23 protein-coding genes are annotated in these 24228 nt (G+C 65.4%); 7 read left to right on the top strand and 16 right to left on the bottom strand.

Features of this window, described 5'->3' with window-relative positions; translation table 11 throughout:
• Positions 1-330 precede the first annotated feature (330 nt).
• On the top strand, positions 331-1122 hold the full coding sequence (locus J2X92_RS02530) for a hydroxyacylglutathione hydrolase (protein ID WP_307573110.1): 792 nt from the start codon (positions 331-333) through the stop codon (positions 1120-1122).
• Positions 1123-1193: 71 nt separating this feature from the next.
• Here the strand turns inward: J2X92_RS02530 and J2X92_RS02525 are convergent, their stop codons facing one another.
• Positions 1194-2108 (bottom strand): LysR family transcriptional regulator, encoded by a 915-nt coding sequence (locus J2X92_RS02525; protein ID WP_307573109.1) that lies wholly within the window; start codon positions 2106-2108, stop codon positions 1194-1196.
• A gap of 105 nt (positions 2109-2213) precedes the next feature.
• Between J2X92_RS02525 and relB the strand changes: the two genes are divergently transcribed.
• Positions 2214-2522, top strand: a complete 309-nt coding sequence (relB, locus tag J2X92_RS02520) for a type II toxin-antitoxin system RelB family antitoxin (protein WP_307573107.1) — start codon at positions 2214-2216, stop codon at positions 2520-2522.
• Entirely contained in the window at positions 2519-2815 is a 297-nt protein-coding gene (locus tag J2X92_RS02515; RefSeq protein ID WP_307573106.1) for a type II toxin-antitoxin system RelE/ParE family toxin, read from the top strand. The genes relB and J2X92_RS02515 overlap by 4 nt, the downstream gene beginning before the upstream one ends.
• Positions 2816-2860: 45 nt before the next feature.
• Here J2X92_RS02515 and J2X92_RS02510 read toward each other — a convergent pair whose 3' ends face one another.
• The 5 genes from J2X92_RS02510 to J2X92_RS02490 form a co-directional block, all read right to left on the bottom strand.
• Positions 2861-3652, bottom strand: a complete 792-nt coding sequence (locus tag J2X92_RS02510) for an enoyl-CoA hydratase/isomerase family protein (RefSeq protein WP_307573105.1) — start codon at positions 3650-3652, stop codon at positions 2861-2863.
• Positions 3653-3679: 27 nt separating this feature from the next.
• On the bottom strand, positions 3680-4663 hold the full coding sequence (locus tag J2X92_RS02505; protein ID WP_307573104.1) for a Bug family tripartite tricarboxylate transporter substrate binding protein: 984 nt from the start codon (positions 4661-4663) through the stop codon (positions 3680-3682).
• 61 nt (positions 4664-4724) lie between these two features.
• A complete protein-coding gene (locus J2X92_RS02500) occupies positions 4725-6305 on the bottom strand; it encodes an AMP-binding protein (protein ID WP_307573102.1) in 1581 nt (526 codons plus the stop codon).
• A gap of 229 nt (positions 6306-6534) precedes the next feature.
• A complete protein-coding gene (locus J2X92_RS02495) occupies positions 6535-7248 on the bottom strand; it encodes an IclR family transcriptional regulator (protein ID WP_307573100.1) in 714 nt (237 codons plus the stop codon).
• Positions 7249-7539: 291 nt separating this feature from the next.
• Positions 7540-8325 carry an SDR family NAD(P)-dependent oxidoreductase gene (locus J2X92_RS02490; RefSeq protein ID WP_307573099.1) on the bottom strand — a complete coding sequence of 262 codons (786 nt, stop codon included), beginning with the start codon at positions 8323-8325 and terminating at the stop codon, positions 7540-7542.
• Here J2X92_RS02490 and J2X92_RS02485 point away from each other — a divergent pair.
• Positions 8294-9172, top strand: a complete 879-nt coding sequence (locus tag J2X92_RS02485) for a TetR/AcrR family transcriptional regulator (RefSeq protein ID WP_307573097.1) — start codon at positions 8294-8296, stop codon at positions 9170-9172. The genes J2X92_RS02490 and J2X92_RS02485 overlap by 32 nt on opposite strands.
• Before the next feature lie 10 nt (positions 9173-9182).
• Entirely contained in the window at positions 9183-9605 is a 423-nt protein-coding gene (locus tag J2X92_RS02480) for a hotdog fold thioesterase (RefSeq protein WP_307573096.1), read from the top strand.
• A 44-nt stretch (positions 9606-9649) separates the two neighbouring features.
• On the opposite strand, the gene J2X92_RS02475 is transcribed toward J2X92_RS02480, so the two are convergent.
• Positions 9650-11296: an AMP-binding protein gene (locus J2X92_RS02475; RefSeq protein WP_307573095.1), complete on the bottom strand. Its 1647-nt coding sequence runs from the start codon at positions 11294-11296 to the stop codon at positions 9650-9652.
• 28 nt (positions 11297-11324) lie between these two features.
• Positions 11325-11918, bottom strand: a complete 594-nt coding sequence (locus tag J2X92_RS02470) for a 2-hydroxychromene-2-carboxylate isomerase (RefSeq protein ID WP_307573093.1) — start codon at positions 11916-11918, stop codon at positions 11325-11327.
• Between the two features lie 158 nt (positions 11919-12076).
• Between J2X92_RS02470 and J2X92_RS02465 the strand changes: the two genes are divergently transcribed.
• Positions 12077-12817 (top strand): SDR family oxidoreductase, encoded by a 741-nt coding sequence (locus tag J2X92_RS02465; RefSeq protein ID WP_055795399.1) that lies wholly within the window; start codon positions 12077-12079, stop codon positions 12815-12817.
• 10 nt (positions 12818-12827) lie between these two features.
• Positions 12828-13814 (top strand): NAD(P)H-dependent flavin oxidoreductase, encoded by a 987-nt coding sequence (locus J2X92_RS02460; protein WP_307573090.1) that lies wholly within the window; start codon positions 12828-12830, stop codon positions 13812-13814.
• 63 nt (positions 13815-13877) lie between these two features.
• On the opposite strand, the gene J2X92_RS02455 is transcribed toward J2X92_RS02460, so the two are convergent.
• From J2X92_RS02455 to J2X92_RS02420, 8 genes are read right to left on the bottom strand one after another with little or no spacing between them, the layout of a single operon-like run.
• Positions 13878-15059: a thiolase family protein gene (locus J2X92_RS02455; RefSeq protein WP_307573088.1), complete on the bottom strand. Its 1182-nt coding sequence runs from the start codon at positions 15057-15059 to the stop codon at positions 13878-13880.
• Positions 15056-16591, bottom strand: coding sequence for an AMP-binding protein (locus J2X92_RS02450; RefSeq protein WP_307573086.1), 1536 nt, complete (start codon positions 16589-16591; stop codon positions 15056-15058). The genes J2X92_RS02455 and J2X92_RS02450 overlap by 4 nt, the downstream gene beginning before the upstream one ends.
• Before the next feature lie 22 nt (positions 16592-16613).
• Positions 16614-18392: an acyl-CoA dehydrogenase C-terminal domain-containing protein gene (locus J2X92_RS02445; protein ID WP_307573084.1), complete on the bottom strand. Its 1779-nt coding sequence runs from the start codon at positions 18390-18392 to the stop codon at positions 16614-16616.
• A 16-nt stretch (positions 18393-18408) separates the two neighbouring features.
• Positions 18409-19593, bottom strand: a complete 1185-nt coding sequence (locus J2X92_RS02440) for an acetyl-CoA C-acyltransferase (RefSeq protein ID WP_307573083.1) — start codon at positions 19591-19593, stop codon at positions 18409-18411.
• Positions 19594-19595: 2 nt separating this feature from the next.
• On the bottom strand, positions 19596-21377 hold the full coding sequence (locus tag J2X92_RS02435; protein WP_307573081.1) for an AMP-dependent synthetase/ligase: 1782 nt from the start codon (positions 21375-21377) through the stop codon (positions 19596-19598).
• Positions 21374-22573, bottom strand: coding sequence for an ABC transporter substrate-binding protein (locus J2X92_RS02430; protein ID WP_307573079.1), 1200 nt, complete (start codon positions 22571-22573; stop codon positions 21374-21376). The genes J2X92_RS02435 and J2X92_RS02430 overlap by 4 nt, the downstream gene beginning before the upstream one ends.
• A 15-nt stretch (positions 22574-22588) precedes the next feature.
• The gene (locus J2X92_RS02425; protein WP_307573078.1) at positions 22589-23371 is read right to left on the bottom strand and encodes an ABC transporter ATP-binding protein; all 783 of its coding nucleotides are present in this window, start codon (positions 23369-23371) and stop codon (positions 22589-22591) included.
• Positions 23372-23375: 4 nt separating this feature from the next.
• Positions 23376-24140, bottom strand: coding sequence for an ABC transporter ATP-binding protein (locus J2X92_RS02420; protein ID WP_307573076.1), 765 nt, complete (start codon positions 24138-24140; stop codon positions 23376-23378).
• Positions 24141-24228 lie beyond the last annotated feature (88 nt).

The following is a 24228-nucleotide window of genomic DNA, read 5'->3' as shown; positions in this document are numbered from 1 at the left end:
GTGTTTTAGGTACGGCGCACATGCTTGTGCGCCTGGGTCCGTACGGTACGCACCCCCTCCGGGACGATCAATGAAGCGGCGTCTGCGACCTTTACGCTCAGTGAAACGATCGAGGGTTAACCCTGATCTGGCTGACGCCGCGCCCACAAGCTCACGCGAGATCAGCTCGACGAAGATCTGCAGCGGGGCGAAGGGCGATCAGTCGAGCGTGGCGCCAGAAAGTGCAGCCTCCCGATGTGCACTCAGGGCCGTGCCGAGCCGCCGAACGAAGCACATCAACGCCGTCGGGGTTAAGTTCGTGCCATTCTTATCTGACACCTGGAGCAACTCATGATCGTCGAACGCATCTGGACCGGCAACGCCTATCGCAACTACAACTACCTGATCGTTTGCCCTGAGACCGGCGAGGCTCTTGCCATCGATCCCCTGGACCACCAGAAATGCCTGGCCGCCGCCAAGGAGAAGGGTTGGCAAATCACGCAAATCCTCAATACTCACGAGCATCACGACCACACCGGCGGCAATGAGGCCGTCGTGGCGGCGACCGGCGCCAAGGTGATTGCGCACCACCAGTCGGGCTCTCGCATTGCCGGCGTGGATCGCGGCGTCAAGGCCGGCGACGTGATCAAGGTCGGCAAGACCGTCGAGCTCGAATGCATGGACACGCCCGGGCACACGATGTGCCACATCTGCCTGCGCTCTCACACCGAAAGGCCGGCACTGTTCTCCGGCGACACGCTGTTCAACGCCGGCGCGGGCAACTGCCACAACGGCGGCAATGTGGAATCCATGTACACCACCTTTGTCGAGCAACTCGCCAAGCTGCCCGACGACACCCGCGTCTACCCCGGCCACGACTACATCGAAAACAATCTGCGTTTCACGCTCGCGCGCGAGCCCGACAACGCTGCCGCCAAGGCGCTGCTGCCCGGCGTGGCAGGTCATGACCCGGCCAACGCCCGCGTCACGACGCTCCGCGAAGAGAAAGAGATCAACACCTTCCTGCGCTTGTCGAGCCCGAGCGTCATTGCGACGCTTCGCGAGGCCTTTCCCGATCTGCCCGAGAAGCCGGATCCGAAGACCGTGTTCGTCAAGCTTCGCGAGCTGCGCAATACATGGTGAGCCGCGGGCCAACACAACTCCGCCCGTCGCAGGGCGGATAGCGGCGCACCGATTGATCAGCTGCCCCGGACTCAGCCGAGGTCGGCTTTGGCCACGCGGCAAACCGACAGCAGCGCGAGCAGATTGGGATCGCGTTCGCGCGTGCGCAGGAAATTGAGCGCGATGGTCTGGCGCATCAGGTACCTGGGCTGCAGCGGAATCAGTTGCACCTTTTGCGGCATGACGCCGCGCACCCGCCCCGGCAGCAGCGTGTAGCCCACGCCGCCGCTCACCAGGTTCATCAGCGAGAAGATGTCGTCGGTCTTCATCACCACGTTGGGCGTGAAGCCGGCTATGCGGAAAGTCTCCACAAAACCTCGGTAAGTGGCGAAGCCTTCGCTCAGGCTGACGAAGCGTTCGCCGGCGCAGCTGCTCAGGTCGATTTCCTTTTGCCCGGAGTAGGGGGAGCCCACCGGAGCGGCAAACTGGATGTCGTCCTCGAACAGCGGCTCCGATTCGACATCCGAAACCTCATCGGGGATCGCCATCAGCGCGGCGTCGATCGCGCCGTCCCGCAGCTTCTGCAACAGGTGGGCGTTGGACCCGAGCACGAGTTCGGTGTGCAGGTCGGGCTTGCGCAGCTTCATTCCCATGATCAGCTGCGGCACCGTGCGGCTCGTCAGCGAATAGAGTGAGCCGATGCGAATCCGGTCCGCCGAATAGCCGGCGACTTCCCGCGTGGAGCGTATGCCCTGGGCCATGGTGCGAAGCACCTCACGCGCCACCTCTGCCAGCGCGTTGGCGGCTTCGGTCGGGTGCAGGTTGCGGCCCTCGTGCCGGAACAACGCGCAGCGCAGCCCCGTTTCCAGCGAATGCAGGGCGCGGTGCACGCTCACCGCGCTGATCTCGAGCTTTTCCGCCGCGCGAGCCAGATTGCCGGTCTCCATGAACGCCAGCAGGATCTCGAGCTTGCGGAAGGTGATCTCTTCGTCGACGTGGAGGAGCATGGGCGGCCTGGGTATGAATGCGAATCGTAAGCGCACCCGCTGATATCATGATGTCATTCAACTGAATTACAATTCAGCTGTTGTTCTCTGACTTGGAGGCCTGCCATGGTCGCAAACGCATTGGTCCAGACCCGCATAGACGCTGAGGTGAAGGAGCGCGCCACCGCAGTGCTCGACAACATCGGGCTCACCGTTTCCGACGTGATGAGGATCGTCTTGACGCGTGTGGCCAAGGAGGGCGCTTTGCCCGCGGGCTTGATCGTTGATGCCGCCGCCCATGACGCCTGGTTCCGAGCCAAGGTGCAGGAGGCCTTGGATGATCCGCGCCCTGCGGTCCCGCACGAGAAAGTTGAAGCGCATTTTTCCAAGCGCCGAGCCGCTGCGATGCGAAAAGCGGGTGAAGGTCCCGCGTGAGGCTGGAGTGGTCGCCGCTTGCGATGGATGACCGGGATCGGATTTTCGACTTCATCGAGCAAGACGACCCGCGTGCCGCGATTGCAGTGGACGAGCGCATTGCTACGCAAGTGCTGCTGCTGTTGAAGTTTCCAGAGCGCGGGCGTCCAGGGCGCGTCAAGGGAACGCGCGAGCTGATCGTTCGCCGCACACCGTACATCGTGGCCTACCGCGTAGCGAAGGACTGCGTTCGCATCTTGCGAATTCTTCACAGCGCGCAGCTATGGCCTGGCGAACTGACAGACCTGCTGTGAGGAGGAGATGTTTGTCGCATTCCGGTGTTGCATGGTGACCGCGCTCTACATATTGGCGCGGTTCGCCTGCTTGCGTTCGGTGAACTTCCTTGCGCCGAGCGAGTAGGCGCCCGACGCAAAGTTGATGGCGTGGCCGCGGCGGGCGGCAGCCGCAGCTTTGGCGAACATCTCGTCGCCCATCTCCTTCCACCACGATTTTGTAATGGCCACGGAGGTCGGCGACCACTGCAACACCTGCGTGCAGATCTCGGCCACCCGCTCGTCCAGGCGAGCGTCGTCCACGACTTCATGAACCAGGCCGAGCGCCAGGGACTGTGCGGCCGGCACGATCTCGGCCAGCAGCACGAGCCGTTTCATCGCAGCTTCGCCGATGATCGAATGAAGCAGCGCGCTGCCGAAGATCGCTGCGGAGCCCACTTTGAACTCCGTCATGCCGAAGCGTGCCTGGGTGGACGCGATGCGAAGGTCCGACATGAGCGCGATCTGCAGGCCTGCGCCGGCGGCCACGCCGTTGATCCGGGCGATGACCGGCTTGCCGAGCCCACGAAACACCTCGTAGAGCGCCATGTAGCTGTCGATACGAGCCGCCGAGCCCGCCGCGTCCATGGCGGCGCTTTCGTGCTGGTCCTGGCCCGCGCAGAAGGCCTTGCCGGCGCCAGTGATCACGATGACGCGAACGTCCGCGTCGGCATCGGCCGACAGGAGGGCAGACTGGAAGAGTTCGCGCTGCGTACGATCGAACGCGTTCATCGCGTGCGGGCGGTCCATCGTGATCAGGGCGACGCCCTTGTCGATGGCAAGAGTCAGGCAGGGCCTTGTGGAAGTTGTGTCTGTCATTGATCGGCTCCAGAAGTGTTGTGGGTTCTATCGAGCGACCCTGATCCGCTGCACCACCTGCTCCCATTTGTTCGATTCGTTTTGCAGCCTGTCGCGCGCCTGCCCAGGCGTGGTGCGGACGGCCTCGATCCCCAGCTGCGCGTAGCGGCGCTTGACTGCTTCATCGTCCAGTGTCTCGTTGAGTGCCGCATTCAAGGTGGCAATCACGTCATCGGGCGTTCCCTTGGGCGCCAGCACCGCATACACCGAAGCGGCAACGAACTGCGGCAGGCCCTGTTCCGCGAAGGTGGGAAGGCCCGGGAAGATGTCCAGCCGCTGCGGGCTCGCCACGCCCACGGCCACCACCTTTCCTGAGGCCAAGTTGGTGAGCGCGGTGGGCGAGGTGGTCACCATGAACTGGATCTCGCCTGCAAACAGGTCGGCCATCGCAGGCGCGGAGCCGCGATAGGGAACGTGCAACAGTTCGAGCGACGCCTGCTGGCGGAACCACTCGGTCACGATGTGTTCGGTCGAGCCATTGCCTGACGATCCGTAGGCGAGCTTGCCCGGCTGTTGCCTGGCCTTGGCGGCCAACTCCGCGTAGTTGGTGATTCCGCTCGCCTTCGACGCGAGCATGACCAGGGGCAACTCGCCGACGGTGGCCACCGGCCTGAAGTCCTTGGCGATTTCGTAGCCGACGGCCTCGGTGCCGGACATCTTTTCCGACATCACGTAGGAGGTGGTCGGTGCCATGAGAAGCGTGTGGCCGTCCGGTGCCGCGCGCTTGACGAACTGCGCCCCGATTGCACCGGAGGCGCCCGCCTTGTTGTCCACCACCACCGAGAGCTTCAGCTTCTGTGACATGCCCTGCGCAAGGATGCGCCCGACCACGTCGACGCCGCCGCCGGCCGGAAAGGCCACGACCAAGGTAATGGGCTTGTCGGCGAGGGCGGCCTGGGCCCAGGCGCAGAAAGCGAGGCTGGACATCATCACCAGTGCATGCCGCCAGAGGTTCAAGGGAACTCGGATCATGGTTTTTCCTTTCAGTCGAGGAATCGGGAAATCGATGGACACCGCTAGACCGGGTGCAGCCTCAGCGCTTGGCCGCGTGAAAGCCCGCGGCGTCGGCGTCCCATACGCCCGTCACGCCGCGGGACAGTTCCTTCTTCTGGATCCGCTGCGTCGGCGTCTTGGGAAAGGCGTCGATGAATTCCACGTAGCGGGGCACCTGGAAGTACGGCAGCCTGCCGCTGCACCAGTGGATCAGGTCGGCCGGCGTGATGCTTGCGCCCTCGCGCAAACGCACGAACAGCTTGAGCTCGTCCTCGCCCAGGTCACTGGGAACGCCGACCAGCGCGACCTCGGCCACCGCATCGTGCTGCGCAAAGACGCTCTCGACGTCCCAGGCCGCAATGTTGATTCCGCGCCGCCGCAGCATGTCCTTCTTGCGCCCCGCGTAGAAGAGATTGCCGTTCGCATCTCGGTGCGCAAGATCGCCGCTCAGGAATAGCTCGCCGCGGCGCGCGGCGGCATCGGCCTGCGGGTTCCTGAAGTAGCCCAGGAAGCCCAGGCGTGGATCGAGCGCGCGTATTGCGATCTCGCCCTTGTCGCCCGGTTCGGCCACCACCGATCCATCGTCCGCGAGCAGCGAGATCTCGTAGTACGACAGCGGCTTGCCGATGGAGCCCGGCGGACCGTCGATGTTTGCCGTCACGAAGGTGATGAGTTCGGAAAGTCCGTAGCCCTCCCGCATCGATACGCCGAAACGCTCGGCGAACGCGTGCCACACTTCGGCGGGACAGCCGCCGCCCCAGGCGATGCGGACGCCGTGCTCGCGGTCATTGGGGCGCTCCGGCTGCTTCAGCAGCATCGGCAGCACGCTGCCCAGGTAGTGGATGTGCGTGGCCTGGTGGCGACGAACGTCGTCCCAGAACCGCGATGCGCTGAAGCGTTCCAGCATCGCCAGCTGGAAGCCCCCCATCAGCGCGGCTATCGCGACCGCCACGCCGGAGCCGTGGTGCAGCGCCTCCCAAAACAAGAAGACGTCACCCGGTCCGGCCTCCGTCAAGCGAAGGATGGCCATCGGTCCGGCGCGCAGTTGGCGGTCGGACTTCAGAACGCCCTTGGGTGCGCCGGTGGTGCCCGAGCTGGGACTGAGGGCGATGATCTCGTCGGTCTTCACGAGGGGCGCTGCATTGTCCTCGTCGCAGGATGCGAAGCGATCGAATTCCGCGTCGATGCCGTTGCGCCAGATCATGTGCGGCAGGGCGATTCCGAGTTCATCGAGGGCCGCGCGGAGTGCGGTGTCGGCCACGATGGCCTGCGGCGCCAGTTCGTGGAGGAGGTGGGCCAGCGGCGCGCCCAGCAGGTGCACGTTGATCGGCACGCGAACCATTCCCAGTCGGGCCAATGCAAAGAGCAGGTAGAGATGGTCCGGATGGCTGGGCAGCATGACGGCGACCCGGTCGCCCTTTTGCAAGCCTTGCGACTTCAACAGGGTCGCGACCTGGTTCACTCGGCGGTCCAGCAATCCGACGCTGATGCGCTCGCTACGGAAAGAGCAGTAGATGTCTTCAGGATTCGAGCGGGCGCGGCGAGCGAGCAGTTCGCCGATCGTTTCCTCGCTGAGCGAGTCCATGGCGACGGAGCCGGTCGAATGGTTTGCCTGCGACATCTTGTTCCGTGAAAAAGCCTTAGCGATAGATAATTGCAATGCAATTGACTTGCTTGCATTTCAATTAATATTGCGCGCTATCCAGCGCTTCGTCAAGTGGGGGATGTGGGTACGCCTGCAGCCGTGCGCGCGGGCTATTCGCCGGCCATCGGCCATCGGCCGCCGGCATGGGGAAATGGGGAAATGGGGAAAGGGGGAAAGGGGGAAAAGCGCGCGAGAGCCGCGGCGCTCAGACGGAGGCTTCGCGCGCCGCCAGTTGGAGTCGGGGAAGAATCACTTTGCGCACTTGGGCGATGTCGTAGCGCGAACGGACGGTCGATACGTTCAGGGCCGCAATGGGGCGTCCCGAAATGTCCGTCACGGGCACCGACACGGAGACGCCGTCGTCGCCGAAATTCTTCTCCGTGAACGAGTGACCGTCTTCCGCCGCCTTGCGGAATATCGAAAGTACCTCCGATCGGCTGCGGGTGCCGAAGCGGGCCCGCACCGCGGGTGACAGGGCATCGAGCATCTTCGCGAGCTGTGCCTGCGGCGCTTGCGAGAGAAGCACCTGGCCCGATGAAGAGGTGAGCGCAGGAAAGCGGCTTCCGACCGGGAGGTTGATGGCCGTGACGTGCGCCCCAGGGATGTTCAACAACACGACGACCTCGTCACCGTCCAGCTCGACCCATGACACCGTTTCGCGCGTTTCCTTGGCGAGCTTCTCGAGCAGTGGATACGCGAGCTCTCGCTGCGGGTGGTGGCGATGGATGCCACGCACCAGCCCCAGGAGCTTCAGCGAAGGAAGGTATTTTTTTGACTCGCTGTCCTTGCCGAGGTACCCGAGCCGGTGAAGCGTGTAGACGAAACGCTGCGCCGCGCTGCGGCCCATTCCCGTGTGCTGAGCGATGTCGCCGATCGAAAGTGCCGAGGGATGTTCGTTGAACAGTTCCAGAATGCGCATGCCCTTTTCCATCGAACCGACGAACAAGCGCTCATCGACCTCGCCCGGACCTTCTTGCGAATCTGCCTGCGCGGAGGAGGGGCGTTTCGAGAGTTTTTGAGACGTGTCCACGAGGAGCGTGACTTGTCGATGGAGTGAGTACGTGCGAAGCGCACGACTCCGTTGGAGGGAGCAGATCGAACGCTGTGAAGGCGAAAAATAGTGTAGCGCACTGATCGCGATGCAAGGCAGGCTCGGGCATCGAGAGCCGATGGCTGCTTCGCTGGAGCCGAGTCGCCACGCACAAGGCGCTCAACCGTTCATGACGCGCGCAAAGATGGCCTGGTGCAGCCATCGCGGTGTGGCCCACACCATCGCCACGGCAGCCTTGTTGTTGAAGCCTGGAACGACACTGATCCGCCCGGTGTGCAGCGCATGAATCCCTGCCCGCACCACCGGTGCCGGTTTCATCATCAGCAGCTTGAGTCCCCAAGTGATCTTCTGCTTGGCGGCCTGCGCAAAGCCGGTGTCCGACATGCCGGGGCACAGCGAGGTGACCGTCACACCATCGCGCTTGAACTCACGATGCAACGCATCCCCAAGGCGCAGTACGTAGGCCTTGGCTGCGCCATAGACGGCCATGTCTTCCACGCCAAACTGAGCCAACATGCTGGCGACGAGCAGTATCTTTCCGCGGCCGCGCTCGCGCATGTCTTCGCCGAAGAGCCGCGTCATGACGGTCAGGCTTGCGATGTCCAGCTGCAGCATGTCCAAGGCGCTCTGCATCGGCGTGTCCAGGAAGGTGCCTTGCAAGCCATGGCCTGCGTTGTTGATCAGGATCTCCACCGGGATTCCCCGCTCACGGAGGTTTGCGTGCAACCCGTTGATGGCGGCCACGTCCGACAGATCGACCTGCTCCACGATCACCTTGACGCCGTACGCCTTTTGCAGCGTCTCAGACAAGGCTTGCAGCCGATCGAGGCGGCGCGCGACCAGAATCAGCGGGTGGCCCTTGGCCGCGTATTGCCTCGCGAATTCTTCGCCAAAACCACTGGACGCTCCAGTGATGAGAACCCAGGAGTCGGAGTTGGTAGCCATGATGTGTGCCTTTGTTCAAGTGACAGTGAAGCGCGAGGTGGCCGGCATCCTTGCTTTCAGGCAAAATTGGAGACCGATGGTCTGTAATGTAGCAGACCACCGGTCTTTTATCAAAATGGAGTGTGATCCCCGCATGAATTCGCCCCTCTCGTACGTACGCGCGCGCTCCGTCGAGCAGAAGGAGGAGCGACGCCGCCACCTGCTGGCGACCGCCCGAGAAATGCTGCGGCAGAGCCCGGCGGCCCTCGATCTGGGAATCAACGAACTTGCGCGCGAGGCGCAGATGACCAAGTCGAACGTCTACCGGTATTTCGAAAGCAGCGAAGCCGTGCTGATGGATCTGCTCGTCGAGGAATTTGCCGAGTGGCATGCCGAGCTGGGCATGGCGCTGGCGCGCGGCGGCAAAGCCGGCGCGAGCGTCGAACACATCGCCCGCGTCTTCGCCTCGACAATTTCAGCCCGGCCCTTGCTTTGCCGGCTGACCAGCATCCTGCCGTCCATCCTGGAGCGCAAGGTGTCGTTCGAACGCATGGTCGACTTCAAGGGCAACCTGCTGGCCGTTCGGCAACGCGCAGCGCAGGACTTCCATGACCGCATGCCCGACATGCCGGTGCGAGCCTTTGAACAGTTGGTGAAGCATGCGGTGCCGCTCATCATCGGACTGTGGCCGCTCAGCAACCCCGTCGAGATTGCCGCGCAAGTGGTCGAGTTGCCAGGCTTGGAGGGTTTGCGATACGACTTCGAGCAAGACCTCGAACATGCCTTGCTGACATTGATGCGGGGGTTGGTCTCGCCTGTTGCAAAGCACCCTGGCTCGCGCAAAGCACGCCGCAGCCAGGCTGCCTAGAATGGCGGCCATGTCGATCTGGAAAACACCCATCTCCGTCGACGAAATCACCGCCGGCAACAAAGATACGGCGGCCAGCCACCTCGGCATCGAGTTCCTTGAAGTGGGCGACGATTTCATCCGCGGCCGCGTGCCGGTGGACGCGCGCACCCGGCAGCCCTATGGCCTGCTGCATGGCGGCGTCTCGGTGGTGTTGGCCGAAACGCTGGGCTCTGTCGCGGCGCACTTTTCCTGTGGCAAGGGCCAGCGTGCCGTGGGCCTGGACATCAATGCCAACCATCTGCGCGGCGTGACGCAGGGTTGGGTTACGGGCACCGCCCGGCCGGTTCACATCGGCCGAACGACGCAGGTCTGGCAGATCGACATGACCAACGACGAAGGCCAGCTGACTTGCGTATCACGCATCACCATGGCCGTCGTCGAGGCGAAGTAGCCGATCAAGCCATCAGCGGTGCTGAAGCGCCATCACGGCCTTCTTCACGCCGTCGTCGTCGCGGGTGCCCGCAGCTCCTTGCGAAGGATCTTTCCCACCGCGCTCTTGGGCAATGCCTCCATGAAGGTGATGTGGCGCGGCACCTTGTACGCGGCAAGAAGCTTGCGGCAATGCCCTTCCAGTTCCTCGGCCTGCAAGCCCGGCGTGCGCCGGACGACAAAGAGGTGGGGTACCTCCGCCGAACGCTCGTCCGGCACCCCGATGCACGCGCATTCGAGCACGCCCGGATGCATGGCGACCACGCCTTCGATCTCGTTCGGGTAGACGTTGAAGCCAGAGACGAGGATCATGTCCTTCTTGCGGTCGACGATGTACATCAGGCCTTGCGCGTCCATGGTGACGATGTCACCGGTCTTGAACCAGCCGTCCGGCGTGAAGGACCTGCGCGTTTCGTCCTCGCGGTTCCAGTAGCCCGCGAAGACCTGCGGGCCCTTGATGAGCAACTCGCCGGGCGTGCCGAGCGGCACCGGCTCGCCCGCATCGTCGACGATCATGACGTCGGTGGAGGGCACGGGTGCGCCGATCGAGCCGTTGCGGCCGGACGCATTGAAGGTGGCACTGGGCGATGTCTCGGTGAGCCCGTAGGCTTCGGTGATGGGCGGGCCCCCGGCTGCCACCCACTTGTCGGCGACGGCCGCCTGGATCGAGGCGCCGGCGCCGATGACCACGTTGCAGCGGGAGAAGTCGATGTCGGCCAGCTCCGGCAATGTCACCATGGCATTGAACATCGTGTTGACGCCGATCAGCATGTCGAAGGGCGCCCGCTTGAGTTCGGCGCACAGCCCCTGGGCGTCGCGCGGATTCACGACCAGCCGGTTGTGCGCGCCGCTTGCGAGTGAAGTCAACGTCGTGCCGAGCGGAAAGATGTGATACAGCGGCAGCGGTGTCACGATCTCGAAGTTGTCGATGTCCAGGGCCAGTGCCAGCCATGAACGCATCTGCAGCGAGCTGGCAAGCACGCTGCGGTGCGTCAGGCACGCGCCCTTCGAAACACCCGTCGTGCCGCCGGTGTACTGCAGGAAAGCCAGGTCGGAGGGGCTGACACGCTCGCTGGTGAAGTCGGCATCTGCGAGCGAGGAGGTTGCATCCCGCAGGCTGACGACCTGGCGGCCATGGCTCGCCGCCACTGCGTGCGCCTTGCCGCCCGTCGCAAACAAGGCCGGCTTCACTTCCTTCATTGGCACGGTCATCACATACCGAAGCTGGGTCTGGTCGAGAACCTCGTTGACGAGCCCCATGAAAGGCTCGGCTGCCAGCAGTGCGGACGAACCGGAATCGGTCAGCTGGTATTGCAGCTCGCGCGCGGTGTAGAGCGGATTCATGGTCACACCCACCATGCCCGCGCGCAGGATGGCCGCCAATGCCACGGGGTAGATGAGGTTGTTGTGCAGCAGCAGCGCGACCCTGTCGCCACGCTTGAGGCCGGTCGCTTGCAGCGAGCGGGCGAGCAGCGCCGATGCATGCTCGACCTGCGCGAAGGTCAGCGATTCACCGGCGCAGGTCACGGCGGTCCTGGCGGCATGCTTCGTGAATGCGCGTTCCAGTAGGGTGACGAGGGTTTCATGCTCCTCGAGGATGACGTCGTGGGGAAGTCCTGCCGGATAGGAGGCATGCCAGAGTCGGTGTTCCATGTGGTTTCCTTCGTGCGGTGGATCGGGTTCAGGGCTGCAGCGCTTCGCGAACGAAGTCCATCCGGTCCTGGCCGAAGAACATCTGGTCGCCGACAAAAAGCGTAGGTGCGCCGAACACTCCGCGCTCGACCGCCTCTTGCGTCGTCGACTTCAGCGCGGCCTTGGTCTCGGGGTCCTGCGTCAGGCGCTCGATTTCGGCGGGATCGAATCCACCTTCGGTCAGGATGCGTGCCGTGAGCTGCGCATCGTTCAGGTTGAGCGCGTCGATCCAGAGCGCCTTGAACACGCAGGCCAGCAGTTGCTGCAGCTGCTCGGGGCGGCGCAGCTGAATGCCGGTGACAGCGCGCATGAGGAACAGCGTGATGACCGGGAAGTGCGGATTGCCTTGAAACGGAACGCCATACCGGCGCGCGTGGCGCTCGTAGTCCATCTGCGTATAGCGCCCCTTGACGGGGATGGTGGCGGGCGAGGCGTTGCCGGTGGCCTGGTAGACGCCGCCCAGCAGCATCGGCCGGTAGACGAGTTCGGCGCCATGGCTGGCGCACAAGCCCGGCAACTGCGTCCAGGCGAGGTACGACGACGGGCTGCCGACATCGAAGAAAAAATCAACTGACTTGCGCATTCATGGCTCCTTTAAGTTAACGAACGTTTGGTAAACGGAAGCTATGTGATTAATGCAGCCCCGTCAACGGGGTTTCACTGGGTTCTTCTTCGATTGACAAACGATCGTTCAACAATTAACGTGTGATGACTTAACGGACGTTTTTTAAAGGAGAACGCATGGACCCATCAACCAACCCCCGCGGTGTGGCTCTCGTCGTCGGCGCTGGCGACGCCACCGGGAGCGCCATTGGCGCGCGCTTCGCCCGCGAGGGCTATGTCGCTTGCCTGACACGGCGCTCGGCCGACAAGCTGGAGCCGGCGGTCGAGCGCATCCGCGCGGCCGGCGGCCAGGCATTCGGTTACGGCAGCGATGCACGCAAGGAGGACGACGTCGTCGCCCTGATCGACCAGATCGAGAAGGAGCGCGGCCCGATCGAGGTGATGGTCTTCAACATCGGCGCCAACGTACCCAGCAGCATCCTGGAGGAAACGGGGCGCAAGTACATGAAGATCTGGGAGATGGCCGCCTTCAGCGCCTTCCTGAATGCGCGCGAGGTCGCGCGCAGGATGGTCGCGAGGGGACGCGGGACGATTCTCTTCACCGGCGCGACGGCAGGCATCCGCGGCTCGGCGAATTTCGCGGCCTTTGCCGGTGCCAAGCATTCCCTTCGCGCACTGGCCCAGAGCATGGCGCGCGAACTCGGCCCGCGCGGCATCCACGTGGCGCACATCGTGGTCGATGGCGCCATCGACACGGACTTCATCCGCACGCAATTCCCGGAACGCTACGCGCTCAAGGAACAGGGCGGCATCCTGAACCCCGAGCACATCGCGGAAAACTACTGGTACCTGCATACCCAGCCTCGTGACGCCTGGACCTTCGAGATGGACCTGCGCCCCTACATGGAAACCTGGTGAAAGAAGACACATGAAAACACGCATCACTGAACTCTTCGGCATCCGCCACCCGATCATCCAGGGTGGCATGCACTACGTCGGCTTTGCGGAGCTGGCCGCGGCCGTCTCCAATGCCGGCGGCCTCGGGCTCATCACGGGCCTGACCCAAAGGACGCCCGAACTGCTGGCCAAGGAAATCGCGCGCTGCCGGGACATGACGGACGAGCCCTTTGGCGTGAACCTCACGTTCCTGCCGACCTTGTCTTCGCCGCCATACCCCGAGTACATCGCGGCCATCGTCGAAGGCGGCGTTCGCATCGTCGAAACGGCGGGGCGCAGTCCCGAGGCCTACATGCCCGCGCTCAAGAAGGCCGGCATCAAGGTGATCCACAAGTGCACCTCGGTGCGCCATGCGCTGAAGGCCGAAGCGATCGGCTGCGACGCCGTGAGCGTCGACGGTTTCGAGTGCGGCGGGCATCCGGGCGAGGACGACATGCCCAACATGATCCTGCTGCCCCGGGCCGCCGAGGAGCTGAAGATTCCGTTCGTGGCCTCCGGCGGCATGGCCGACGCGCGCAGCCTGGTGGCGGCCCTGGCGCTGGGCGCGGACGGCATGAACATGGGCACGCGCTTCGTGGCGACGCAGGAAGCGCCGGTTCACCAGAACGTGAAGGACGCCATCGTGGCGGCCACCGAGCTCGACACGCGGCTCGTGATGCGCGGCCTGCGCAACACCGAGCGCGTGCTGACCAACTCATCGGTCGAGCAACTGATCCGGATCGAGAAGGAAAAAGGCGCCGATCTCAAGTTCGACGACATCATCGACCAGGTCGCGGGCGTCTACCCTCGCGTGATGCTGCAGGGCGAGATGGATGCGGGCGCCTGGAGCTGCGGCATGGTGGTCGGCCTGATCAACGACATTCCGACGGTGCAGGAACTGATGGACCGCATCATGGATGAGGCAGAGCAGCTGATCACACGGCGGCTCTCAGGGTTCCTCGAGCCTGCTCTGGCTTAGCCTTTGGGCATCCGCCGGCTCACTCCGCAGAGTGAGCCGGCTTCTCGAAGAGGCGACCCGCTGCTAGACCCGTTCGAGACACAGGGCAATGCCCTGTCCTCCGCCGATGCACAGCGACACCACGGCCTTGCGGCCGCCGGTCCGCTGGAGCGCATGGGCCACCTTCGTGATCAGAATCGCACCCGTTGCGCCGATGGGATGGCCGTGCGCGATTGCGCCGCCGTCGATGTTGTATCGCGAGGGATCGATCTTCAGCTCGTCGCGCACGACGATCGCAATGGCCGCGAAGGCTTCGTTGACCTCGAAGCGGTCGACCTCCTGCACGTTCCATTCGGCACGGCCGAGCGCCTGGCGGATCGCGGGCAGCGGCCCCAATCCGAAGAAGCCCGGCTCGACCCCGGCCACCGCGACGCTGCGAATGGCGAGCATCGGCGTGAGGCCGGCTTCGCGCGCGACTGAGGCCTCGCAAACGATCATCGCGGCGGCCCCGCCGTTGATGCCCGGGGCATTGCCGGCGGTGATGGTGCCGTCCGGACGGAACGCCGGCTTCAGGCGCGCCAGCGTCTCGGCGGTGGTGTCGGGACGATTTCCTTCGTCAGCGGCGAAGACCGCAGATGCCTTGCCGCCCTTGATCGTCAGCGGCTCGATCTCGTCCTTGAACCAGCCGGCCTCTTGCGCGGCGGCAAACCGCTGCTGGCTCTGGGCCGCGAACGCATCCTGCGCTTCGCGCGTCACGCCGTATTTCTGCACCAGGTCTTCGGTGTGCCAGCCGGAATGCTTGCCGGAGAAGGCGTCGTTCAACCCGTCGAGCAGCAGGGAATCCATGGCCTCGGCATTGCCCATCCGCGCGCCGAAGCGCATGCCTGGCAAGAGGAACGGCGCGCGGTCCATGTTCTCCACGCCGCCGGCAATCACCATTTGCGAAACCCCGGCGAGCACTTCCGCGTACGCAGTCGCGACGCCCTGTGCGCCGGAGCCGCAGACTCGGTTCACGGTCATGGCGGGCGCCGCCACGGGAAGGCCACCCTGGACCGCGGCCTGCCTGGCCACGTTCATGCCGTTGCCCGCCTGCACGACGTTGCCCATCACCACGGAATCAACGCGCGCCGGGTCCAAGCCGGAACGGCGCAGCACCGCGGCAATCGCGTGCGCGCCCAGCGCGGCGGTGGGCGTTGTCTTCAGCGACCCGCCGAAACTGGCGATCGCGCTTCGCGCAGGGGAACAGATGACGATCTCTTTGCTCATGGTGGACTCTCCTTGGTTAGATAACGGTCGCGCAGCAATTTCTTGTAGAGCTTGCCGGTCGCGTGGCGAGGAAATTCGAATTCGAAATCGATGCTCCTGGGCACCTTGATCGACCCGAGCTGCGCGAGGCAGCGGGCCTTCAGCGCATCGGCGATCGCCGGGCTGGCGAAGTCCGGGTGCGACGGCTGGATGACGGCTTTGATTTCCTCGCCGTATTCCTCGTTCGGCACCCCGAAGACTGCGGCATCCGCAACGCGAGGGTCCTGCAGCAGCACGTCCTCGATCTCTTGCGGGTAGATGTTGACGCCGCCCGAGATGATGACGAAGTCCTTGCGGTCGGTCAGGTAGAGGTAGCCTTCATCATCGAGACGGCCGATGTCACCGAAGGAGCGCCAGCCCTGCGGACTCGTCGCCGCGCGGGTCTTGGCGGGGTCGTTCCAGTACTCGAATTGGGCATCGCTTTCGAAGTAGACCTGCCCGGTTTCGCCCGCAGGCAACTCATGGCCCGCGTCGTCCAGGATGTGCAGGATGCCGTCGGTCGCGCGACCGACCGAGCCCTTGTGCTGGAGCCATTCGCGCGACGTGATGGCCGTGGAGCCGATGCCCTCGGTGCCCGAGTAGTACTCCTGAAGGATCGGACCCCACCAGTCGATCATCGCCTGCTTGACGTGCACCGGGCAGGGCGCCGCGCCGTGAACCGCCTGCGCCATGGAGGCCGTGCTGTGGCGGCTGCGTACGTTCGCATCCAGCCGCAGCAGGCGGTGGAACATGGTCGGCACCCAGAGCGAATGGGTGCATCCGAAATGCGTGATGGCGGCGAGCGCGCGCTCGGCATCGAACTTCGCCATCACGATGCTGGTGGCGCCCGCATGGATGGCCGCCGAGAGGAACCGGTTGGGCGCGCTGTGATAGAGCGGCGAGGTGGACAGGTAGACCGACGAGGCGTCGAGCGCGAACGATCGCGCCACCGCGGCGTTGCGGTTGTCGACCGCATCGAAGTCGCCCTCGAAGGGCGGCTTGCGCACACCCTTGGGCCGGCCGGTCGTGCCCGACGAATACAGCATCTCGCGTCCTGGCGCGAGCACCGGCGGCAGCTCGCTCGACGCCGCCAGGAAACGCATCTCCCAGGATTCGAAGGCCGTATCCGCAAAGCCGGTGCCGACGCGTCGTGCGCCCCCCAGGTCCAGCGACGAAGCCGTTTCGGCGCTCATGCAGCCGGACGACAGGATGGCGACCGACGCCATCGAGTCCTTGACGATGTACTCCAGATCCGCGGCCGACAGCCGCGTCGAGGCAAGCACGTAGTACAGCCCGGTGCGCTGGGCGCCAAGTGCGAGAAAGAGCAACGCCGGCGCGTTCTCGATGCACAGCACGATGCAGTCGTTCCGCTTCAGGCCGAGCGACAGCAGGGCGTTGGCCGCCCGGTTCGCCCCGCGTTCCAGTTGCAAGAAGCTGAATGCCTCGCCGGATTCGAGAAAGTGCACCGCCACCTTGTCGGGCGTGGCAACTGCGAAGCGGCTCAGGTGGTACATGCCGGGCGATCGACAAGAGTGGTCAGAAAAGATCGATGGCCGGTTCCATCAATGCGGACGATCCCGCCCGGATCTCACCGCACAGCGCCGCCGTCTGCGGCAGCAGCCGCTGGAAGTAGAAGCGGGCCGTGGCGATCTTCGAGGCATAGATCGGATCGGTGGACTCAATGTTCTTGAACGCCACCTCGGCCATCCGCGCCCAGCTCCACGCAAGCGCCAGGTGCCCGACGAGGCGCAGATAAGGCGCAGCGGCCGCGCCTGCGGCGTGCGGGTCTTGCGCCGACGTGTCCACCAGTTCGCGGGTGAGCTGCCTGATGTCGGCGACCAGTTTGGTGAGCGGCTCCGTGAACTCGCGCATCGCCTCGCGCGGACCGCAGGTCTCGGCGAATGCGCCGGCCATGTCCAGGAAGGTGCCCATCTGCCGGCCCTGGTCGGCCAGCACCTTGCGACCGAGCAGGTCCATGGCCTGCACGCCGTTCGTGCCCTCGTAGAGCCCCACGATGCGCACGTCGCGAAGGTGCTGCTCGACGCCGTTCTCGCGGATGTAGCCGTGTCCGCCGAACACCTGCATGGCGAGCAGAGTGCACTCCACCGCAAGGTCGCTCGACAGCGCTTTCACGAGCGGGGTCAGAAGGCCCAGCAGTTCGGCCGTCTCGTTGCGCTTGGCCGCGTCGGGATGAAGACGCTGAAGATCGCTCAGCTGCGCGGTCCACAGCGCCAATGCGCGCGCCCCCTCGATGTTCGCCTTCTGCGTGAGCAGCATGCGGCGCACGTCGGCATGCCCGATGATCGGATCGGCTGCTTCGCCGGACGATCGCACGCCGCTGGAGCGGCCCTGCAGGCGCTCCTTCGCATAGGCCAAGGCTTTCTGATAGGCCGCTTCCATCAGGCCGATGGCGATCATGCCGACCAGCACGCGCATGTGGTTCATCTGCACGAACATGCCCGCCAGCCCCTTGTTGGGCGCACCGAGTAGCCAGCCGGTCGCGCCGTCGAAATTGATGGTGCAGGTCGAGTTGCCGTGGATGCCCAGCTTGTGCTCGATGGAGCCGCAGACCACCGCATTGCGTACCCCGGCCGTGCCGCTCGCATCGGGCAGGAATTTGGGAACGATGAACAGAGAAATGCCCTTCACGCCGGGCGGCGCGTCTGGCATGCGCGCCAGCACCAGGTGCATGATGTTGTCGGTCAGGTCCTGCTCGCCGCCCGAGATGAAGATCTTGCTGCCGGTGATGCTGTAGCTGCCGTCAGCCTGCGCCACGGCGCGGGTGCGCATCAGGCCCAGGTCGGTGCCGGCGTTCGGCTCGGTCAGGCACATGGTGCCGGCCCACTCGCCCGAGGCGATCTTCGGCAGGTAGAGTGCCTTCTGCTCCTCCGATCCGTTGGCCGCCACGTTCACGTAGGTGGCATGCGACATACCGGGATAGGACGACCACGCCATGTTCGCGCCGCCGAAGACTTCGTAGACCGCGTTGGCCACGACCGAAGGAAAGCCCTGGCCGCCGAACTCGGGGCTGCAGGCGAGGCCGGCCCAGCCGTTCTTCGTGAACTCGTCGTACGCCTTCCTGAAACCGGGCGGGGTCTGCACCACGCCGGGCGAGGGCATGCTGCACCCGTGCTCGTCGCCGGACCCGTTGAGCGGCGCGATCACCTCGGATGCGAACTGGCCGGCAGCCGTGAGCACTTGGTCGATGGTCTCGGCGTCGAGCTCCGGCTGGCCGCAGGCCTCCAGCATGGCCGGCACCTGGAGCACTTCGTGCAGTACGAATTGAATGTCCCGCATGGGGGCTTGATAGGTCATGGTGATGTTCCTTGCCTCAGGCCACTTCGAACAGGCCCGCGGCACCCATGCCGCCGCCGATGCACATCGTCACGACCACGAAGCGCGCGCCGCGCCGCTTGCCTTCGATGAGCGCATGTCCCACCAGCCGCGAGCCGGTCATGCCGTAGGGGTGTCCGATCGTGATGCCGCCGCCGTTGACGTTCAGCTTTTCGGGATCGATGCCCAGGCGGTCGCGCGAGTACAGCACCTGGCAGGCAAAGGCCTCGTTCAATTCCCACAGGCCGATGTCGCTCACCTTGAGGCCGTGGGTCTTCAGCAGCTTGGGCACGGCCAGGACAGGGCCGATGCCCATTTCTTCCGGCGCGAGGCCGGCCACCGCGATGCCGCGGTACGTGCCCAGCGCTTTGAGCCCGCGCCGCTCGGCAACCGCGCGCTCCACCAACACGCAGGCCGATGCGCCATCCGAGAGCTGGCTCGAATTGCCGGCGGTGATGACGCCGCCTTCGATGACCGGCTTGAGGCTGGCAAGGCCTTCGAGCGTGGTGTCGGGGCGATTGCCTTCATCGCGGTCCAGCGTCACGTCGCGGTAGCTGATCGCGCCCGTCTGCTTGTCGGCCACGGCCATGCGCGCGGTGATCGGCACGATCTCGTCATCGAACAGATGGCGCTCCTGCGCCAGGGCGGTGCGGCGTTGCGCTTCCGCGGAATACGCGTCCTGGGCCTCCCGCGAGATGCCGTACTTCTTCGCCACGATCTCGGCCGTGTGCAGCATCGGGATGTAGGCGTGCTGCACGCGCGCAATGAGAAGCGGGTCGGCCTCTTCGCCCACCCATTTGACGAAAGGATTCTGCACGGCGGAGATGTTCTCCTGGCCACCGCCCACGGTCACCTCCATGCCATCGACGATGATCTGCTTGGCCGCCGTTGCGATGGCCATCAGGCCGGACGCGCACTGCCGGTCCATCGTCTGGCCCGGCACCGACTGCGGCAGTCCCGCCGCAAGCGCCGCAAGACGTCCGATGTTCATGCCCGCGGTGCCGGCGGCCATCGCGCTGCCGACGACCACGTCCTCCACCTCTTCAGGATTGATGCCCGCCCGCTGCACCGCGTGCTGGATCGCGTGGCCCATCAAGGTGGGAGACTTGATGTTGTTCAACGCGCCGCGAAAGGCGCGGCCGATGCCCGTGCGGGCGGTGGAAACGATGACGGCTTCTCTCATGATCAAACTCCAAGGGGTTCGGTAAACAGGTTGGCGTAGCGGCTCGCCACCACGCGGCGATTCAGGCGCAGCGCGGGCGTGAGTTCTTCGTCGCCTTGATGCAGCGAGCGTGGGATGACCCGAATGGTGCGCACGCGCTGGTTCTCGGGCAGACGCCCGTTGGCAATTTCCACTTGCGCCGCGATGAGCGCCGTGATCTCGGGCAGGCCGAGCAGGCTGGCGTAATCGGTGAAGGGCAGGCGCTGCTGCTGCGCATGCTTCCGGATCCGCTCCTCGTCCAGGGCGAGGAGCGCCGCCGAATGTCCGCCTTCCGCCGGCACGACGATGGCATCGGCGATGTAGGCACTGAGCCGGAATGCATCTTCCGCAATTTCCGGGCTGATGGATTCGCCCCGCATGCCGATGGTCTGCGCGCGCACGCGGCCGAGCAGGTGCACGCGGCCGTGCTCGTCGACACGTCCGAGGTCGCCGGTGCGCAGCCAGCCGTCCGCAAGGGTCGCGGCAGGGCTCAGTGTTCCCCGAACCCAGTAGCCTGGGCGCGGGATCGCGCCGCGCACCAGCACTTCGCCATCGGGCGCCAGCTTCAGCTGAGTGCCCGTTTCGATTGGCGCGGATGCAGCTTCCATCGAGCGGCCGGCGGGAGCGATCCTGCAGAAGCCGGCCTCGGCCATGCCGTAGCAATCGAGCAGGGGAATGCCGATGGCGTCGAACCAGTCGGCCACCTGCGCGGGGCTGGAGGCGCCGCTCGCGAGGGCGACCCGAACGTTCCGCAAACCCAGCGCGGAGCGTATGCGCGCTCGCGTCCTGCGCTGCAGCCAGCCGGGCCGGTTCGCCGAAAGGCACGAGGCGTACGCGGTTCGGGCAGCAGGCACGGCCTCCTGCATGAACAGCTCGGTCGTTCCTTGCAGCTTCTCGAAGAAGCGCGGGGCTGCGAACAGGAAGTGGGGCTCGACCTCGCTCATGTCGTTGAACACCGTGGCGCCGTTCTCCGGCAAATGGAGCAGGGCTTCGTGCATGAGCATGGCCTTCTGGGCCAACATGCGTTCGCCATAGTGCGCGAGCGACATGATCGACAAGGTCCGATCGCCCGGGCGCAGCTGCAGCCAGTGGCTCATCGCTCGCACTTCCCGCAAGAAGTCATGCTGATGACGCGCGATCAGCCGCGCCGGGCCGGTGCTGCCGGCCGTGGCCGTGAGGAATGCAATCTGATCCCCGGTGCCTGCGTCGATGCGGCTGTCGAACAGCGCGGGTTCCTTGGCCGCGGCTTGCGCGCCGCGCGCGAGCCATTCGTCGTAGGAACTGACTTGCGGGTCCGTGAAGCGCGAGAGCCCGCGTGTCTCGAGCACGACGATGTGGCGCAGATCGGGACAGGTGTCGCGGACCGCGAGCACCTTCACCAACTGATCGGCGTTCTCCACGAACACCACCCGCGACCCGGCTTCGGCGAGCGCATGCCCGACCTGCGCGGTCGTGCTGCACGGGTACATGCCGTGAGACACATAGCCCATGGCCTGCGCGGCCGTGTCGACGATCAGCCACCGAGGCCGATTGTCCGAAAGGACCGAGACCACTTCGCCGGCGTGCAGCCCAGACTCGGCCATCGCGAGCCCGATGGCGCGCGCTTCGCTGAAGTAGCCGCTCCAGGACAGGCCTTGCCAGATGCCGCGCTCCTTGTGCCGGAGCGCGGGCCGGTCGCCCCATTCCGCGCAACGGCGCCGCCACAACTGCGGCAGCGTCGCGAGGCGGGCCTCGTCCGCGGCCAGGGATGCCGACAGGTGGATCACAAGGCGCTCTTGGCCGGGTCGACCACGCTGGACCGTGCGGTCCAGCGGCCCTGCATGACCTGCTCAACGCGGGTCCATTCGGGGTCCACGTGATTGTTGGCGAAGCGCTGCGTGTCGTACGACGCCACGCCCTTGAAGGTGGACGCCTGCAGCGCCTTGACCAGCTTGTCGGTCGTCAGGTCGCGGCCCGCATTGCGCACCTCCTGCAGGAACCAGCTGGTGTAGTCGTAGAAGGCAGCGGCCACGTCGTCGGGCTCGGCCTTGAAACGCTTGCGGTAGGCCTCGGCCCATGATTTCTCGGCGGGGGTGGCCTGGTCGGGCGTCGCGATGCGCCAGGTGCCGACGCCGTATACGCCTTCCATCGCATCCTTGCCGAGGGCGACGGTGAGGCCGGCGCGGCCCGGGCTGGCTGTGAGAACGTTGACACCGGTCAGCCCCAGCTTCTTCACTTCGGCCGCCACTGCGATGGTCTCGCGCGTGGTGGTTGCGCAGACGATGAGGTCCACGCCCGCGGCCTGCATGCGTGCGACGTGCGAGGAGAAATCGAGATCGCCGACCTTGTAGCTGGCTTCGGCCGCGAGCGGCATGCCCTTGGCTGCGAGCGCCGCCTTCACGCCCTTGCCGACCAGGTCGCCGAAGGGGCCTTCCTGGTAGACGAAGCCGACCTTCTTGCTGCCCAGGTTGCCGGTGGCCCACTTGACGGCGGACGAGGTCGTGCTGTCGTAGTTCAGGTTGGTCGTGAAAAGCAGCGGCGTCTGCCCGGCCGCCTGGCGCACCAGGCCCGAGGCCGCATAAGGCGCGAAGCAGACCACGCCGGCATCCACCGCCTTCTTGACCGTGGCCACGTTCGGCCCCGAGCCGAAGGGGCAGAGCAGGGCGAAGACCTCGTCCTTGCGGATCAGCTTGTCCACGGCGCGCACCGCCTGAGACGGCTGGCTCGCGTTGTCTTCGATGACCAGCCGGATCTTGCGGCCACTGATGCCGCCGGCCTCGTTGGCCTCGTCGACGCGCATCTGGATGCCGTTGCGGATCACGGGCATGCCGATTGCCACCGGTCCGGAAAGGTCCAGGTGCGTGCCCAGCACGAGTTCCTTGTCGCCCACACCCGCGGCGCGCGCGGATGTTGCGGTCCACAGGGCGCCGGGTGCCACGGCGGCGAGGCTTGTCTTCAGGAGGGTTCGGCGATCGAGTGTCATGGCAAGGTCCTTTTCTCAGTTCCAGGAAGGGCGTCGCCGTGCCGGCCGGATTCCGCCAGCGACGCCTTGCGGCAGGTGGTGCGAAGCGCCACCGAGGTAAAACTCCTTGATGTCTTCGCGCTGCGAGAGGGCCTCGCAGCTGCCGGCGGCGGCCACGCGCCCCAGCTCGATGACGTAGCCGTGGTCGGCGGTGGCCAGCGCGATTGCCGCGTTCTGCTCGACCACCAGCACCGCGGTCCTGGTCTGCTCGCGGATGCGCTTGATGATGGCGAAGATGTCCTTGGTGAACAGCGGCGAGAGGCCCAGCGACGGCTCGTCGAGCAGGAGCAGGCGAGGCCGCCCCATCAGCGCGCGGCTGATCGCCAGCATCTGCTGCTCGCCGCCCGAAAGCAGGCCCGCCTGCTGCCGCTGGCGTTCGCGCAGGCGCGGGAACCAGTCGTACATCTGCTCCATGTCGCGCGCGATCTCCGCGTCCTTGCGTGCGAACGCGCCCATGCGCAGGTTCTCCGCGATGGTGAGGAAGGGGAAAATCTGGCGGCCTTCGGGCACCAGCACCACGCCGCCCCGGGCCACGTCGTCAGCGTCCTTGCCGCCGACGGGCCGGCCCTCGAACTCGACGGTTCCGTTGGAAGGCGCGAGCACGCCGGCAATGGTGTTGAGCAGCGTCGTCTTGCCGGCGCCGTTGGCGCCAAGCACCGTGACGATCTGCGCGGCATGCACTTCGAGGCTCACGCCGTGCAGCGCACGCACAGGGCCATACCATGTCTCGAGATTGCGGACGGACAAAAGCGAAGTCATGAGATCAGGTCCCCAGATAGGCGGCGATCACGCGCGGGTCGGCCTGTACCTGCGCCGGCGTGCCCTCGGTCAGGACCTGTCCCTGTTCCATCACCACCACGCGATTGGCCACGGCGGCCACCAGCGACATGTCGTGCTCCACCATGACCACGGTGACGCCCAGTTCGGACTGGATGTCTTCCAGCCAGTACGCGAGCCTGCGCGTCTCCTCGGGGTTGAGCCCGGAGGCGGGTTCGTCGAGCAGCAGCAACTGGGGCTCCGCGGCCAGCGCGCGACCGAGTTCGACGACCTTGCGCACGCCATAGGGCAGTTCCGCCACCGGCCGATGCCGGAACGCGGCGAGGTCCAGCAGACGCACGACGTCTTCGACGCGTTCGCGCGTGTGGGCTTCCGCGCGCTGCACGGAGGGAAGATTGAACATCTGCGAGAAGAAGTTGCCGTGGTTCGCACGGTGGCGGCCGAGCAGCAGGTTCTCCAGCACCGTCGCGCCTTCGAACAGCTCGATGTTCTGGAACGTGCGCGCGATACCCTGGCGGACCACGTCGTGCCGCGCGAGGCGCGAGATCTCGTGCCCGTTGAAGCGGATGCTGCCGCTGCTGGCGTCGAACACGCGTGTGATGAGGTTCAAGAGCGATGTCTTGCCCGCGCCGTTCGGCCCGATCACCGCGAGGATCTCTCCTGCACGAATCGAGAAGCTCACGTCGCGCACGGCCTTGACGCCGCCGAAGGACAGGCTCAGCCGCTCGACCTCGAAGAATGCGGCGTTCAATAAATCCCCCACGCTTGTCACTTCGTGTACTGCGCTGCCCCCCAAGGGGGCCTTCGCCCCTTCGGGCGGCCGTGCGGCGCTCATTAGG

The organism is Variovorax paradoxus, from assembly GCF_030811855.1.
GTDB lineage: Bacteria > Pseudomonadota > Gammaproteobacteria > Burkholderiales > Burkholderiaceae_C > Variovorax > Variovorax paradoxus_L.
The sequence above is the reverse complement of the archived record's forward strand: the minus strand, read 5'-3'. Positions and strand labels throughout refer to the sequence as shown.